At 62.1% G+C, this 14,165-nt stretch carries 14 protein-coding genes and 1 tRNA gene; 5 read left to right on the top strand and 10 right to left on the bottom strand.

Features of this window, described 5'->3' with window-relative positions:
• Window positions 1-17: 17 nt before the first annotated feature.
• Entirely contained in the window at window positions 18-1,160 is a 1,143-nt protein-coding gene (locus A8B82_RS17500) for a pyridoxal phosphate-dependent aminotransferase (RefSeq protein ID WP_067295316.1), read from the bottom strand.
• An 82-nt stretch (window positions 1,161-1,242) separates the two neighbouring features.
• On the opposite strand from A8B82_RS17500, the gene A8B82_RS17495 reads away from it, so the two are divergent.
• Together A8B82_RS17495 and A8B82_RS17490 are read left to right on the top strand one after the other, a co-directional pair.
• Entirely contained in the window at window positions 1,243-1,995 is a 753-nt protein-coding gene (locus A8B82_RS17495) for a DsbA family protein (protein ID WP_067295819.1), read from the top strand.
• 3 nt (window positions 1,996-1,998) lie between these two features.
• Complete coding sequence (locus tag A8B82_RS17490; RefSeq protein ID WP_235604724.1) at window positions 1,999-2,484, top strand: disulfide bond formation protein DsbA; 486 nt, start codon at window positions 1,999-2,001, stop codon at window positions 2,482-2,484.
• Here the strand turns inward: A8B82_RS17490 and ispG are convergent, their stop codons facing one another.
• From ispG to hemA, 3 genes are all read right to left on the bottom strand, one after another.
• The gene (ispG, locus tag A8B82_RS17485; protein ID WP_067295313.1) at window positions 2,485-3,609 is read right to left on the bottom strand and encodes a flavodoxin-dependent (E)-4-hydroxy-3-methylbut-2-enyl-diphosphate synthase; all 1,125 of its coding nucleotides are present in this window, start codon (window positions 3,607-3,609) and stop codon (window positions 2,485-2,487) included. It lies immediately after the preceding gene.
• A gap of 79 nt (window positions 3,610-3,688) precedes the next feature.
• The gene (locus A8B82_RS17480; protein WP_067295310.1) at window positions 3,689-4,957 is read right to left on the bottom strand and encodes a helix-turn-helix domain-containing protein; all 1,269 of its coding nucleotides are present in this window, start codon (window positions 4,955-4,957) and stop codon (window positions 3,689-3,691) included.
• A gap of 122 nt (window positions 4,958-5,079) precedes the next feature.
• Complete coding sequence (gene hemA / locus A8B82_RS17475; RefSeq protein WP_067295307.1) at window positions 5,080-6,303, bottom strand: 5-aminolevulinate synthase; 1,224 nt, start codon at window positions 6,301-6,303, stop codon at window positions 5,080-5,082.
• A gap of 230 nt (window positions 6,304-6,533) precedes the next feature.
• Between hemA and A8B82_RS17470 the strand changes: the two genes are divergently transcribed.
• Window positions 6,534-7,751: a multidrug effflux MFS transporter gene (locus A8B82_RS17470; protein ID WP_067295304.1), complete on the top strand. Its 1,218-nt coding sequence runs from the start codon at window positions 6,534-6,536 to the stop codon at window positions 7,749-7,751.
• A gap of 283 nt (window positions 7,752-8,034) precedes the next feature.
• Complete coding sequence (locus A8B82_RS17465) at window positions 8,035-9,405, top strand: M20/M25/M40 family metallo-hydrolase (RefSeq protein ID WP_067295302.1); 1,371 nt, start codon at window positions 8,035-8,037, stop codon at window positions 9,403-9,405.
• A gap of 221 nt (window positions 9,406-9,626) precedes the next feature.
• Here the strand turns inward: A8B82_RS17465 and A8B82_RS17460 are convergent, their stop codons facing one another.
• Both A8B82_RS17460 and A8B82_RS17455 read right to left on the bottom strand, forming a co-directional pair.
• On the bottom strand, window positions 9,627-9,893 hold the full coding sequence (locus tag A8B82_RS17460) for a hypothetical protein (RefSeq protein ID WP_067295299.1): 267 nt from the start codon (window positions 9,891-9,893) through the stop codon (window positions 9,627-9,629).
• Between the two features lies 1 nt (window position 9,894).
• Window positions 9,895-10,128, bottom strand: a complete 234-nt coding sequence (locus A8B82_RS17455; RefSeq protein WP_067295296.1) for a DUF1127 domain-containing protein — start codon at window positions 10,126-10,128, stop codon at window positions 9,895-9,897.
• Between the two features lie 135 nt (window positions 10,129-10,263).
• On the opposite strand from A8B82_RS17455, the gene A8B82_RS17450 reads away from it, so the two are divergent.
• Complete coding sequence (locus A8B82_RS17450; protein WP_067295293.1) at window positions 10,264-11,184, top strand: LysR family transcriptional regulator; 921 nt, start codon at window positions 10,264-10,266, stop codon at window positions 11,182-11,184.
• Here A8B82_RS17450 and A8B82_RS17445 read toward each other — a convergent pair.
• The 4 genes from A8B82_RS17445 to A8B82_RS17430 all read right to left on the bottom strand — a co-directional run.
• Entirely contained in the window at window positions 11,167-12,123 is a 957-nt protein-coding gene (locus A8B82_RS17445; protein ID WP_067295291.1) for a DMT family transporter, read from the bottom strand. The genes A8B82_RS17450 and A8B82_RS17445 overlap by 18 nt on opposite strands.
• A 155-nt stretch (window positions 12,124-12,278) precedes the next feature.
• A tRNA-Asp gene (locus A8B82_RS17440) sits at window positions 12,279-12,355 on the bottom strand.
• A 139-nt stretch (window positions 12,356-12,494) separates the two neighbouring features.
• Window positions 12,495-13,433, bottom strand: coding sequence for a pirin family protein (locus A8B82_RS17435; RefSeq protein WP_067295288.1), 939 nt, complete (start codon window positions 13,431-13,433; stop codon window positions 12,495-12,497).
• A gap of 190 nt (window positions 13,434-13,623) precedes the next feature.
• Window positions 13,624-14,165 (bottom strand): VIT1/CCC1 transporter family protein (locus tag A8B82_RS17430; RefSeq protein ID WP_067295285.1); only part of this gene is annotated, 542 nt, incomplete at its 5' end.

Raw genomic sequence — 14,165 nt, 5'->3', positions numbered from 1 at the left:
CCGCCCTGCCGCCAGCCTCAGCGCGCCGCCATGAAGGCCTTGAGCCGCGCCAGCCCTTCGGCAATATCCGCCGTGCTGCGGGCATAGGAGAACCGCAAGGTCGACAGCCCCCGCGCCGGGTCGAAATCAAGCCCCGGCGTCACCGAAACCCCCGCCTTTTCAAGGATTTCTGCGGCAAAGCTGCGGCTGTCACTGGTCAGGTCAGAGACATCGGCATAGACATAGAACGCACCATCTGGCGGTGCGATCTTGGTAAACCCGGCCTCGATCAACCCCTCCAGCATCAGCGCGCGGTTGGCGCGGTAGACATCCATGTTGCCCTGCAACTCACCATCGCATTCCATCGCGGCCAGTGCTGCGATCTGGCTGGCATGGGGCGCGCAGATGAACATGTTCTGCGCAATCCGCTCAATCACGCGCACATGATCCTCGGGCACCACCATCCAGCCCACGCGCCAGCCGGTCATGGAGAAATACTTGGAAAACGAGTTGATCACATAGCAGTCATCGGTGACCTCAAGCGCGGTGACCGCCTTCTTGTCATATTCGATGCCGTGATAAATCTCGTCCGAGATAAACGAGGTGCCCGCCGCGTCGCAGGCCCCGACCAGCGCCGCAATCGCGTCGCGGTCCAGCATGGTGCCGGTGGGATTGGCGGGTGAAGCGACCATCAACCCGGCCAGGTCCATGCCGGAAAAGTCAGCCGGAACAGGCTGATAGCGGTTCTGTGGCGATGTGGGCAGGTCCACCGGTTGCAATGCCAGCGCCTTGAGGATCTGGCGGTAGCTGGGATAGCCCGGCGCGCCGATGCCAACCCTGTCGCCGGTATCGAAAAGCGCGGTGAAGGCCAGAATGAACGCCCCCGAAGACCCCGGCGTGATCACCACCCGGCCCGGATCAAGATCGACGTTGTACCAGTCGCCATACATCTGCGCGATGCGCGCGCGCAGCGCGGGCAGCCCCAGCGCGACAGTATAGCCCAGTGCCCCCTGCTCCATCGCCTGCCCCAGCGCCGCCACCGCGCCCTGGGGCGCGCCGGTGCCGGGCTGTCCGACTTCCATATGGATGATATGACGGCCCGCGGCCTCTGCTGCCGAGGCGGCCTGCATCACATCCATCACAATAAAGGGATCGACAGCCGACCGGGTTGAACTTCGCATGGGCTTGCTCCTAATGTTGCGCAACGTTTCACCCTGTCATCGGTGCGCCGTCAACCCGCGCCCCTAGGAAAGATTTGCCATGATGCCCCGCCTGATCGCCCCTGTCTCTGCCGTCGTCCTTGCCGCCGCCCTGGCCCTGCCCGCCAGCGCCATGGACCTGACCGAACTGACAGACGCGGAACGCGCGCAATTCCGGGCCGAGGTGCGCGCCTATCTGATGGACAACCCGCAGGTAATCATGGAAGCGGTCGAACTGCTGCAAACCCGCGAAGCCGAAGCACAGGCCGAAGCCGATGTGAACATGGTCTCGGACAACGCCGATGCGATCTTTGACGATGGCTATTCCTGGGTCGGGGGCAATCTGGAAGGCGACATCACGCTGGTCGAATTCCTCGATTACCGCTGCGGCTATTGCAAACGCGCCCATGGCGAAGTGGCCAAACTGCTGGAAACAGACGGAAACATCCGCATCATCGTCAAGGAACTGCCGATTCTGGGTGACGAATCCGTGCTCGCCTCACGCTTTGCCATCGCGACCAAACAGGTGGCAGGCGGCGATGCCTACAAGGCGATGAACGACGCGCTGATGGCCTATAGCGGCTCTGTCACCGTGCCGGCAATGCGCCGGATGGCAGAAACGCTGGAACTGGATGCGGACGCCATCGAGGCGCAGATGGACAGCAAAGAGGTGACGCAAGAGATCGCGCAGACCCGCGCGCTGGCGCAGACCCTGCAGATTTCCGGCACGCCGACCTTTGTGGTGCACGACGAAATGCTGCGCGGCTACCTGCCCTACGACCAGATGCGCGCCATCGTGGACGACAAACGGGGATGACCCTTGCACAAAACCCTGATGTTGGCCGCCTTTCTAGCGGCCGGTCCCGGCTGGGCTGAATCGGATATCTTCAATCTGACGGCGGCGGAACGTGCCGCATTTCGCGCTGAGATCAGGGCGCTGCTGCTGGCTGAGCCGCAAATCGTCGACCGGGCGCTGAATCCGCAAAATCCTGCTGCACAGGAAATCCGGCAAGAGATCGAAGACGATCAACAGCTTTTGCGCGCGTTGGAGACTGAAATTCTGGTTGATCGCCAGATTGCCCTGTTCATCGGAACCGATTGCGCGGAATGCACGAGGGCGGTGAATGAAATGCGCGCAATATCAAAAGATTACGGGGCGACATTCACCTTGCATGACGTTGCAAACCCAACTTCGGCGGCGCTGGCAGAGAGACTGGGGATGGCAGACCTGCCCTTTTACGTACTGCCCGGCATGATCCTGCGGGGCCACATCCCGCCCGTGGTCTTGCGGCGTTACCTGGGCTGATTACTCCGCCGCCTCGACCTCTTGCGCGTCGATCTCGGCGGCGCGTTTTTCAACCTGTTCGACGATATGGTCGATCATGCCGTCATTGCCCAGTTTGTGGCTCTGCTTGCCCGCAAGATAGACCATCCCGGAACCCGCCCCGCCGCCGGTAAAGCCCACATCGGTCATCAGCGCCTCACCCGGGCCATTGACCACACAGCCGATGATGCTGAGGCTCATGGGCGTCTTGATGTGGTCCAGCCGCTTTTCCAGCGCCTCGACCGTCTTGATCACGTCAAAGCCCTGGCGCGCGCAGCTGGGGCAGGAAATGATGTTCACGCCCCGGTGCCGCAGGCCCAGCGATTTCAGAATTTCATAGCCGACCTTGACCTCTTCCACCGGGTCGGCAGACAGGCTGACGCGGATCGTGTCGCCGATGCCCATCCACAGCAGGTTGCCCAGCCCGATGGCCGATTTGATGGTGCCGGAGGTCAGCCCCCCCGCCTCTGTGATCCCGAGATGAATGGGCGCATCCGTGGCCTCTGCCAGTTGCTGATAGGCGGCGGCGGCCATGAAGACGTCAGAAGCCTTGCAGCTGATCTTGAATTCGTGAAAATCGTTGTCCTGCAATATCTTGATGTGGTCCAGACCGCTTTCCACCATCGCGTCCGGGCAGGGTTCGCCGTATTTTTCCAGCAGGTGGCGTTCCAGCGAGCCTGCATTTACCCCGATGCGGATCGAACAATTGTGATCGCGCGCGGCCTTGATGACCTCGCGCACGCGTTTCTCGTCACCGATGTTGCCGGGATTGATGCGCAGGCAGGCCGCGCCCGCCTCTGCCGCTTCGATCCCGCGTTTGTAGTGGAAATGGATGTCGGCCACGATCGGCACGGAGACCTCCGGCACGATCTGCCGCAGCGCCCTGGAAGATGCCTCGTCCGGGACCGAGATGCGCACGATATCCGCGCCCGCATCCGCCGCCGCCTGCACCTGCGCAATCGTCGCCTTCACGTCGGTGGTCAGCGTGTTGGTCATAGTCTGGACCGTGATCGGCGCATCGCCCCCCACTGGGACATTGCCCACCATGATCTGACGGCTTTTACGACGGTAGATATTGCGCCATGGACGTATGTGATTGAGCGACATTACGGCTTCCCGAGGCTTGCGAATTCATCGGGAACCTAGACATTCGGCAGTCTGTTCGCAATGGGTGTGACCGGTTGTTCTACCGGGTCTGGCAGGGCATCGCCGCCAGTATCGCGGGGTCGATGTCGCTGCCCGCAAGGTCGGCAAACATCCGGCTCAGCGGTTGCTCCTGCGTCGGGTCGACCGGCGCGTAGAGTTCAGCAAGCGCTTCGTGATGCAGCGGCAGGTTCGACGTGATGGCACCGCGCGCACCCACCGGGCCGACACAGGCATCCGCCAGCGCGAAATAGAGCGCCCCGGATTCCCCGGTGCGCAGGGTTGGCGGCTCTTCCGTGGCGGGAATATCGTAGGTATCGCCCTTGTTCATCACCTTTTCAAAGATGACAGAGCCATTTGCAGCCGTCACACGCACCCAGGACGGATAAGCGGCAACCATGCGCACGGTCCCTGCGGCCCCTTCCACAACCTGTGGGACGGCACCACCCTGACCAAGCGTCCCCGGCACAGCATCCAGCGTCAGGTCTGCGGTCTGGATCACGGCAGGCGACCCGGTGGTGGACAGGTCCGGGAAATTCCCGACAGAGCGCGGGTCAATGGTGGAAATCGGGGCGTCGCGGGCGACCAGCACAGGCACATCCAGCGCCTGCGGGCGATAGAGCCGGTCCAGCGCATCGGCGCGGGGCGCGTCAATGGCTTCCGGCGCGTCCGAGGAACCGCCGGTTTCGGGTGCCGCCGACAGCGCACCGTCCAGCGGATCGAGATCCGACAGGACAACGGGGGTCTGGTCCACCGGGGCGACCTGCACGCGCTGCACTTCCTGCAACACGCTCCACCCGCCGAACCCGATGGCACCGATCAGCACGACCAGCACCAGCATCGACCCGATGGCAGAGGGTTCGATCCGGCTGAGGATACTGTCCGCAACGGGGGTGAAAGGCGTGTTCGGACGCGCAAAAAGATCAGCCTCCGACGGGCGCTTGCGGCGTTCTTCAAAGCTGGGTTTCTTGATCACCGAGGCTTCGGCGGACATCCCATGCGCCACGGCAAAACCGGATTCGGTGCAAAACGACGTAAAGGCCTTGTCAGGGTCCATGTTCAGGTAGCGCGCATAGGACCGCACGTAACCGGCGATGAAACCGGGCGTGTCAAAGGCATCCGGGTCGGCATTTTCGATGGCGGCGATATAGGAGGCCTTGATCCGCAGTTCGCGCTGAACATCCAGCAGGGATTTGCCCATGGTGGCGCGTTCACCGCGCATGACATCGCCCAGGCGCAGGTCAAAGTCGTCAAACCCTTTGGGTTCAACTATCTCGTCTTCTATGACCTTGGAGGACCAACGCCCGATCATATGCCATGCCCCGTCGTTTCTATGCCTGCAGCCTTAACCCGATACCGTGCAGCCGATTCGAGTCTGACCTTTTGTTAAGTCAAAACTAGCACAAGGCAACGGGCAATACGAGTTTTAGCTGCTTAGCCAGCGGCTTCGGCACGATTCAGCGCACAATGCGACCACAAACCGTCCATCGCATGGACCAGCGCATCCATTTCCCGCGGGCCGTGAACCGGGGACGGGGTAAAGCGCAGCCGCTCGGTGCCGCGCGGCACCGTGGGATAGTTTATCGGCTGTACATAAATGCCGTGGTCTTCCAGCAGCATGTCAGACAACAGCTTGGTATGAACCGGGTTGCCCACCATCACGGGCACGATATGGCTGCCATGGTCAATGATTGGCAGGCCCAGACCTTTCAGCCGCAATTTCAATGCCTTGGCCTGCTGCTGATGCTTTTCGCGCAGGTCCGTCGCCCGCTTGAGATAGGCCACCGAAGCCGCAGCACCCGCCGCAATCGCAGGCGGCAGCGAGGTGGTAAAGATAAAGCCGGGCGCATAGGAGCGGATCGCATCGCACATCCTGGCAGAGGCCGCGATATAGCCGCCCATCACGCCAAATGCCTTGGCCAGCGTGCCGTTGATGATGTCCAGCCGGTGCATCAGCCGGTCGCGTTCGGCAACCCCGCCGCCGCGTGGGCCGTACATGCCGACAGCATGCACTTCGTCGATGTATGTCAGCGCGCCGAATTCATCCGCCAGGTCGCAGATTGCCTCGATCGGGCCAAAATCACCGTCCATCGAATAGATCGATTCAAAGGCGATCAGCTTGGGCGCGGCAGGGTCGTCGGCCTCAAGCAGCTGGCGCAGATGTTCCACGTCGTTGTGCCGGAAAATACGTTTCGCCCCACCATTGCGGCGCACGCCCTCGATCATGGAGGCATGGTTCAGCGCGTCGGAATAGATGATCAGACCCGGAAAAAGCTTGGGCAAGGTCGACAGCGTAGCATCATTGGCGATATAGGCCGAGGTGAACAGCAACGCGCCTTCCTTGCCATGAAGATCGGCCAATTCCGCCTCAAGCCGCTTGTGATAGACCGTGGTGCCGGAAATGTTGCGTGTCCCGCCCGAGCCCGCGCCGGTGGCCTGCAACGCTTCTTGCATGGCGTCCAGAACGATGGGGTTCTGCCCCATGCCGAGATAGTCGTTTCCGCACCAGACGGTGATGTCCTGTTCGGCCCCGTCCGGACGGGTCCAGACCGCATGGGGGAAATGTCCGTTGCGCCGCTCGATATCAATGAACGTGCGGTAACGACCTTCTTCGTGCAGACGCGCAATCGCCTCATCCAGCTTTGTCGTGTAGTCCATGCGCCTCTCCAGTCCTGGCAACCACGAGATCAGGCAAGGCAGCCGAAATCGTGTTCTTTTTAGAACGAATATAGAAACACCCTCAAACATTCAACTTCTCAAGAGTGTACGTGGTGTCGCAGGGCCGCGAAAGTCAGGAATGCCCTACCAGCCGGGCCGTGCGCTCCGCAAATGGCTGCCATGACGGTGTTGAGCATTGCACAGGCGGGCCGCTTGGGCGAAAGAAAGACATGAAAGTTTCTAAACCTGCCCCCTCCCTCGTCGAATTCATCGTCCTGACCGCCCTGATGATCTCGCTGGTTGCCTTGACCACCGACATCATGCTGGCCGCACTGGGGTTGATCGCAACCGATCTGGGGCACCCCGACCCGATGGACGGACATCTTGTCATCTCGGTCCTGTTTGCCGGATTCGCGGTGGGGCAGCTTCTGGTCGGGCCGTTGTCTGACAGTTATGGCCGCAAGCCGGTGATCCACATCAGCTATATCGTGTTCTGCATCGGCACACTCATGTGCCTGCTGTCGGCCAGTTTCGAAGTCATGCTGGCGGGGCGGCTGTTGCAGGGTGTGGGCATGTCCGGCCCCCGGATCATCGCGGTGGCCATCGTGCGGGACGGTTACGCAGGCCGGAAAATGGCGCGGATCATGTCTTTTGTCATGGCTGTCTTCATCCTGGTGCCCGCTATCGCCCCCAGCATCGGGCAAATCCTGATCTCATTCTCTGGTTGGCGCGCCACCTTTACGCTGCTGCTGATCATGGCGGGCGTGACCTGGATATGGTTCACCCTGCGCCAGGTCGAAACCCTGCCTGCCACGGCGCGCCGCCCGCTGTCGGTTGGCAACCTGGTTTCGGGGATGAAGACGATCCTGACTACCCCGGCCGCCATCGGCTATACGATCTGCGCCGGGCTGATCTTTGGTCCCTTCCTGGCCTATCTGAGCCTGGCCCAACAGATTTTCCAGGTGACCTATGACACCGGGCTGTCCTTCACGCTATGGTTTGCCGCCGGCGCGTTCTCCATCGGGGTCGCCGCGATCGTGAACTCTGCGCTGGTCGAGCGCCTTGGCATGCGCTTTCTGTCCAATATCGCATTGAGCGGCGTTATTCTTGGCGGCTGTGCCTTTGGGGCCGTGGCGCTGGCCACCGACGGGCTGCCGCCCTTCGGGCTCTTCATCGCATGGCTGGTGTGCAACTTCTTTTTCATGGGGCTGCTATTCGGCAACCTCAACGCCCTGGCGATGGAGCCATTGGGCCATATCGCCGGGCTGGGCGCTGCCGTGGTGGGCGCATTGTCCACCGCCATCTCCATCCCTGTGGGCACCATCATCAGCGAGAACTACACAGGCAGCCCGGCCCTTCTGACCCTGTCCTTTGCAACCTCCGCAACCCTGTGCCTGGCGCTGGGATGGGCCATCAGCCGCCGCCAGAGCGTGTCGCGTTTGCACTGAAGCATCTTCTGCCGCCTGACGCGTTTAAGACCCATGGCATCTGGCAGCGTCCGGGGGGTCACCTGTAGCAGGAAGCGCCATGGCGGCCCCGGACATTTTCCCGCCCGATCTGCCGGTTCCTTGCAAATGAAGACATGTCAAAAATGACATGTCTTCATTTACAAAGTTCCCCTGGCAAGCGCATTTTCCGTTCGCGCATACCGCCCCGAGCCTGCCCGTCTCTGGACACTGCCGACCTGCCTGATACGGTCGCGCCAAACAGCCTGACAACCGGAGAATACCCATGACCCTAGACGCCGTCCTCGCCCGTATCGACGCCGAATTGCCCGCCGCGACCGACCGCCTGCTGGACCTTCTGCGAATCCCCTCCATCTCGACCGATCCCGCGTTCAAACCCGATTGCGACCGCGCCGCCGACTGGCTGGTCGCCGATCTGACCGCCATGGGCATCGACGCCAGCAAACGTCCCACGCCGGGGCATCCGATGGTGGTGGGTCACCTGGGCGACACGGGCCCGCATCTGCTGTTTTACGGCCACTACGACGTGCAGCCCGTCGACCCGCTGAACCTGTGGGACCGCGACCCCTTCGATCCCGAAATTCAGGACACCGCCAAGGGCAAGGTGATCCGGGGGCGCGGCTCGTCTGATGACAAGGGCCAGCTGATGACCTTTGTCGAGGCGCTGCGCGCATGGAAAGAGGTCAAGGGCGGTTGGCCCTGCCGCATCACCTTTTTCCTTGAAGGCGAAGAGGAATCCGGCTCCCCCTCACTGGTGCCCTTCATGCAGGAGAACGCCGAGGAACTGAAAACCGACATCGCTCTGATCTGCGACACCGGGTTGTTCGAATCCCGGACCCCCGCCATCGTGACCATGCTGCGCGGCCTGCTGGGCGAGGAACTGACGGTAACCGCCGCCAACAAGGACCTGCATTCCGGCATGTACGGCGGTATTGCGATGAACCCGATCCGCGTGCTCAGCGGCATTGTCGCGAATCTGCACGACGAGACCGGCCGCGTCACCATCCCCGGATTCTACGACGGCGTGCCGGAACTGTCCGATGAGCTGGAGGCGCAATGGCAGGGTCTTGCCTTCGACCACGAAGGGTTCCTGGGCGATGTCGGCCTGAGCATCCCGGCGGGCGAGCAGGACCGCACCCCACTTGAGATGATCTGGTCGCGCCCCACCTGCGAGGTCAATGGCATCTGGGGCGGCTACACCGGCGACGGGTTCAAGACCGTCCTGCCCGCAATGGCCCATGCCAAGATTTCATTCCGCCTTGTCGGCACCCAGGACCCGCTGGCAATCCGGGAAAACTTCCGCGCCATGGTGCAGAACGCCCTGCCCGCCGATTGCGAGGTCACGTTCCACGGACATGGTGCAAGCGCCGCCTCCGGTGCAGATATCTCGGGGCCGATGTTCGAAAAGGCGCGTCAGGCACTGTCGGATGAATGGCAGATCCCGGCGGCCTATATCGGCTGCGGCGGGTCGATTCCGATCGCGGGTCACTTCCAGCAGATCCTCGGCACCGAACCGATGCTGATCGGCTTTGGCAAGGACGACGACGCGCTGCATTCTCCGAACGAGAAATACGACATGGAAAGTTTTCATAAGGGCATCCGGTCCTGGGCGCGCATCCTGGATGCGCTGACCTGATGCGGATCGGCTGACCTGGAAAGACAGGGACCGGCACGCTCGGGAGGAGGTGAGCGTGCCGGTCTGTATAACGGCTTCAGGGAGGAAGCACCGTTAAGGTCGGCACCCGGTGTTCTCTGGGAGGAGCGAGACCGGTTGCCTGGCAACGGCGCACGCATCAATGTGGCGCACCGTTGATCTGTGGGCGCGGGGTGAGCCGCGCGAAATTCTGTCAGACCTTCTTAAAGGCCGTCGTATTCATATTCGATCAGAAGAGCCGCGTGCTGCGGGATGTCCGCGCGGGTGATACCCATCGCTTCAAGCTGCTGGTCGCTGCTTGCGCTCAGAACCGAAAGCATACGGCCATATTGCAACATCTTGAATCCGCGACGGGCGGATTTGCCAAATTTGCGGGTCAGCGACGCGGCATTGCGTGCCAGCAGGCCCGGAAGATCTGCGGCGCGGTCAAGGAATGCGCCATGGTTGTCGATTGTGCTGTGATCGGCCATCTTAATTCTCCATGCCTGCGGCTTCGCTGGCAACGCGGCGGATGTGCGCGCGCGGGATGCCAAGATCGGCCAGTTCACGGTCGGTCAGACCGACCAGTTCATTGACAGTGCGCCGGTAAACGGCCCGACGCCTCTGGGCCAGTTTGAGGGCGGCGCCCAGGTGCTGAAAACGAATGCTCAGATAGGTGCCGAAACCTTGTGCGAGAGGTTGGTTGCGATGTGTTGCAGTTGCCATTACGACCACTCCTTTTCTTGATTATGCTGCGGTGCAGTATTATGCTGCAATGCAGAGATAGTCGGCAACCAGCTGAATTAGAACCCGTCAAATGCGCATAGGGGCTATGCCGAACAGGAAAGGTTTCGCAACGTCATGGACGTTTCATCGCAGATGTTGGCCTTTGTGAGGGTGGTCGAGATGGGCAGCATCTCGGCCGCCTCGCGCACCAGTGGTCAGACCCCTTCGGCGGTCAGCAAACAGATCGGCCATCTGGAGGACCACGTGGGCCACCGCCTGTTGCGGCGCACCCGCGCGGGCGTGTCGCTGACCGACGAGGGCAAACGGTATTATGAAAAATGCCGCGCCGTGGCAGAGAAGTTCTATGAGGCCGAAGACTATATCAGCAGCTTCAGTGACGCGCCCTCCGGCCCGTTGCGCGTGGCCTCCAGCGTCGCGTTCGGCAAGTCCCAACTGATGCATGTCCTGCCGGAATTCCTGGAAAAATACCCGGACATCAAGTTTTCGCTGGAACTGACCGACCGGACCATCGACATCGAGGAAGAAAGCTTTGACGCCGCCATCAGCTTTGCCGAACAACTGACCAACCCCAATGTGATCGTGCGGCGGATCATGCGCAACGAACGCATCCTTTGCGCAGCCCCCAAATTCATCGCGCGCCACGGCAAACCTGCCGCCTTTTCCGATCTCACCCGGTTCAATTGCCTGCGTACATCGAACGCGCGCGGACGCAACGCCTGGCATGCGGATCTGGACGGTATCCGCTATTCGGTGGAGGCGGACGGCAATTTCGAGGGCAACAGCGCCGATGCCGTCTTTATCGCAGCACTTTCCGGCCTGGGGATCGCGCGCCTGTCGACCTATCTGGTGGAGGACAAGATCGCATCTGGCGACCTGATCCGATTGTTCCCGGAATATACGCAAAACCACGCGGATGTCGCTGTAAGCTATGCGCAGAAACGTAACTTGTCGCCGACGATCCGGGCCTTCGTGGATTTTCTGGTGGCCCGTTTCGACCGCCGCGAATCGCGCGCGATGTCACACGCGGCGGACTGACTTGCGCTGCCCTTCGCGCACAAAGACATAGATCCCCGACCCGATCACGACAGCGGCCCCGACAAAGACCATCGGCGCGGGCCATTCGCCGAATATCGTCCAGCCCCAGAACAACGCGTAGATCAGCAAGGAATATTCGAACGGGGCCACCGCCGAGGCCGGGCTCAGCCGATAGGCCTGCGCCATGAGGTAACCCACGCAGGCCGCGACCAGCCCGAGAAGCGTAAGAGGCAGGAAATCATCCACCGGCGGCCAGACCCAGGCCCGCAGCAGGAACCGGATGCTTTCATTTTCGGTGTCTGCGGCAAACCGCCCGTCCCCCGCCACCAGAAAAACGCAGGCGCTGACGGCGATAAAGGCGATCTGCATGTGCAGCGCCAGCGCCGAGGCGCGGCTGGTCGCCCCCAGTTTCCGGGTCAGCACCGACATGGTTGCATAGCCCGCAGCGGCCAATACCGGCAGGATCACCACCCATCCCAAAGCGCCCTCTCCGGTGCCCAGTTGCGACGTCATCATCAAAAGCACACCACCGAACCCCAGCCCGATCGCGGCAAAGCGGCGCGGCCCGACCTTTTCGCCCAGAATCGGGATCGACAGCAGCGTCACGAAGAGCGGTGCCACGAAATAAAGCGCATTGGCCGTGGCCAGCGGCATGGCCACGATGGCGGCATAGATCATGGTGTTTGCAAAGACGATCAGCAAGGCCCGCAGCAGGTGCAACAGCGGCCTTCCGGTGCGCAGCAGGCGCCAGCCCCCCTCGATCCTCAGCAGGAAAAGGGTAAAGACCAGCCCGACAACCGAGCGGAACATCACAAGCTGGTGCAGCGGATAGCCCCCCGACAGGGATTTGATCAGCATATCGTTGACGGAAATCAGAAACATCCCCGCCAACATGCAAAAGATGCCCAGCCGGGCATGGGGAATGGCGGAAATGTTCATGCCCTCCTCTTACACGGTGGAATAAAGGATTGTTAAGGCCCTGCAGGGCATCACATCGGTGACGGGCGGTCAGGCTTCCCCGCCCAGGCACTCATCGCCAAACCCCTGATACAAAAGCAAAAAGGCCCCCGAAACGGGAGCCTTTTATGCAGCGGTGGCGCGGTTGACGGGGCTCGAACCCGCGACCCCCGGCGTGACAGGCCGGTACTCTAACCAACTGAGCTACAACCGCCCACTGCAGCTCCGGGGCAGGCCCCGAAGCGTTTGGTGGTAATATGAGCGCGGGCGCTAGGCGTCAAGACGCAAACCCGACGAAAATGCAGAAATATTCACCGACGACAAAACCACGCCTGCCGCGCCCCCATCCGGCCCTATCGCGCGGGGGCGGGGATGAATTCAGTATCGTCGCCCGGCGGCAGTTTGAAGCGGCCATGCGCCCAGTCGCCCGCGCGCCATGCTTCCTTTGCCGCGTCGATCCGGTCTTTCGAGGAGGCCACGAAATTCCACCAGATGTGGCGCGGCCCGTCCATCGTGGCCCCGCCCAGCAACATGACCCGCGCGCCCTGCCCCCCTGCACGCGCGCTGATCCGGTCGCCGGGGCGAAACACCAGCATCTGGCCCGCTTCGAAATCCTGTCCGCTGACTGTGACGCTGCCCGAGACCACGTAAAGCCCCCGGTCTTCGTGATTGTCCGGCATCGGGATGGAGGCCCCCGCCTCCAGCAGCGCGTCGGCATAGAAGGTCTCTGAGAACACCCTGACCGGTGCCGTCTCGCCATAGGCATCGCCCAGGATCAGGCGCACATGTTTGCCTTCGCCCTCCAGCAGCGGCAGCTCTTCCTTGGCGGCATGCTGGAAATCGGCGGCCTCATCCTCGTATTTTTTCGGCAGTGCAACCCAGGTCTGCAAGCCGAAAAGGCTGTGCGGTGCCTTGATCATTTCGCCATCGGCCCGTTCGGAATGGGTGATGCCCTGGCCTGCCACCATCCAGTTGACCGCGCCGGGTTCGATCCATTGATCGGTGCCAAGGGAATCGCGGTGGTGGATCTTGCCCTTGTAGAGATAGGTCACCGTCGCGAGGCCGATATGCGGATGCGGGCGCACGTCGATCCCCTTGCCGGTCAGGAATTCTGCCGGGCCCATCTGGTCGAAAAAGATGAAGGGACCAACCATTTGCCGCTTGGGCGCAGGCAGCGCACGGCGGACTTCGAAGCCGCCCAGATCACGGGCGCGCGGGACGATCACGGTTTCAATGGCATCCACGGCATCGCCTGTGGGGCAATCGGGGTCGAGGGCGGGGTTCCAGCTCATGTCAAGTCTCCTGTTGCTTGGACATAAGTTAGGCGCGGGACGCCGTTTTGCAAAGCTGGGTTAGATGCACAGTGTCTGTGCGGCATGGGATGTCGCGGTGGTCTCAACGCAGGTATTTGCGCATCGCACCGCCGGGCAGCACCCCCCCGGGACCAGGCCGGGCATCAGCCAGAAAGCGGTGCGCCGGACGTCAGCCGAGGCTGACCCCGAATATCATGCCGACACCGGCGGTCGCGGCCATGGCAAGCGCGCCCCAGAACATGACACGCGCTGCGCCCTTGATCAGCCCTGCACCGCCCACGACAGCCCCAAGCGCGCCCAGTACGGCAAGTGCGACCAGCGTGGTCAGCGCGACCAAAAGACCGATCTGCCCGTATCCGGCAAGGGCCGCGACGATCAGCGGGATCACCGCCCCCGCCGCAAAGGTCACGGCAGAGACAAGCGCCGCCTGCACCGGCCGGGCAGAGCCCGTGTCGCCAATGCCCAATTCGTCCCGCAGATGTGCGCCGAGGGCGTCTTTCTCGGTCAATTGCACCGCGACCTGCCGCGCAAGATCCGGATCAAGGCCCCGTTCGACGTAGATCTGGGTCAGCTCATCCAGTTCCGCCTCAGGCGCAGCCTGCAATTCCTGCCGCTCGCGGCTGATGTCGGCCGCTTCGGTGTCCGCCTGCGAACTGACAGAGACATATTCCCCCGCCGCCATCGACATGGCCCCCGCCACCAGCCCCGCAA

This window comes from Sulfitobacter sp. EhC04, assembly GCF_001650875.1.
In the GTDB taxonomy this organism is placed as follows: Bacteria; Pseudomonadota; Alphaproteobacteria; order Rhodobacterales; family Rhodobacteraceae; genus Sulfitobacter.
The sequence above is the reverse complement of the archived record's forward strand: the minus strand, read 5'-3'. Positions and strand labels throughout refer to the sequence as shown.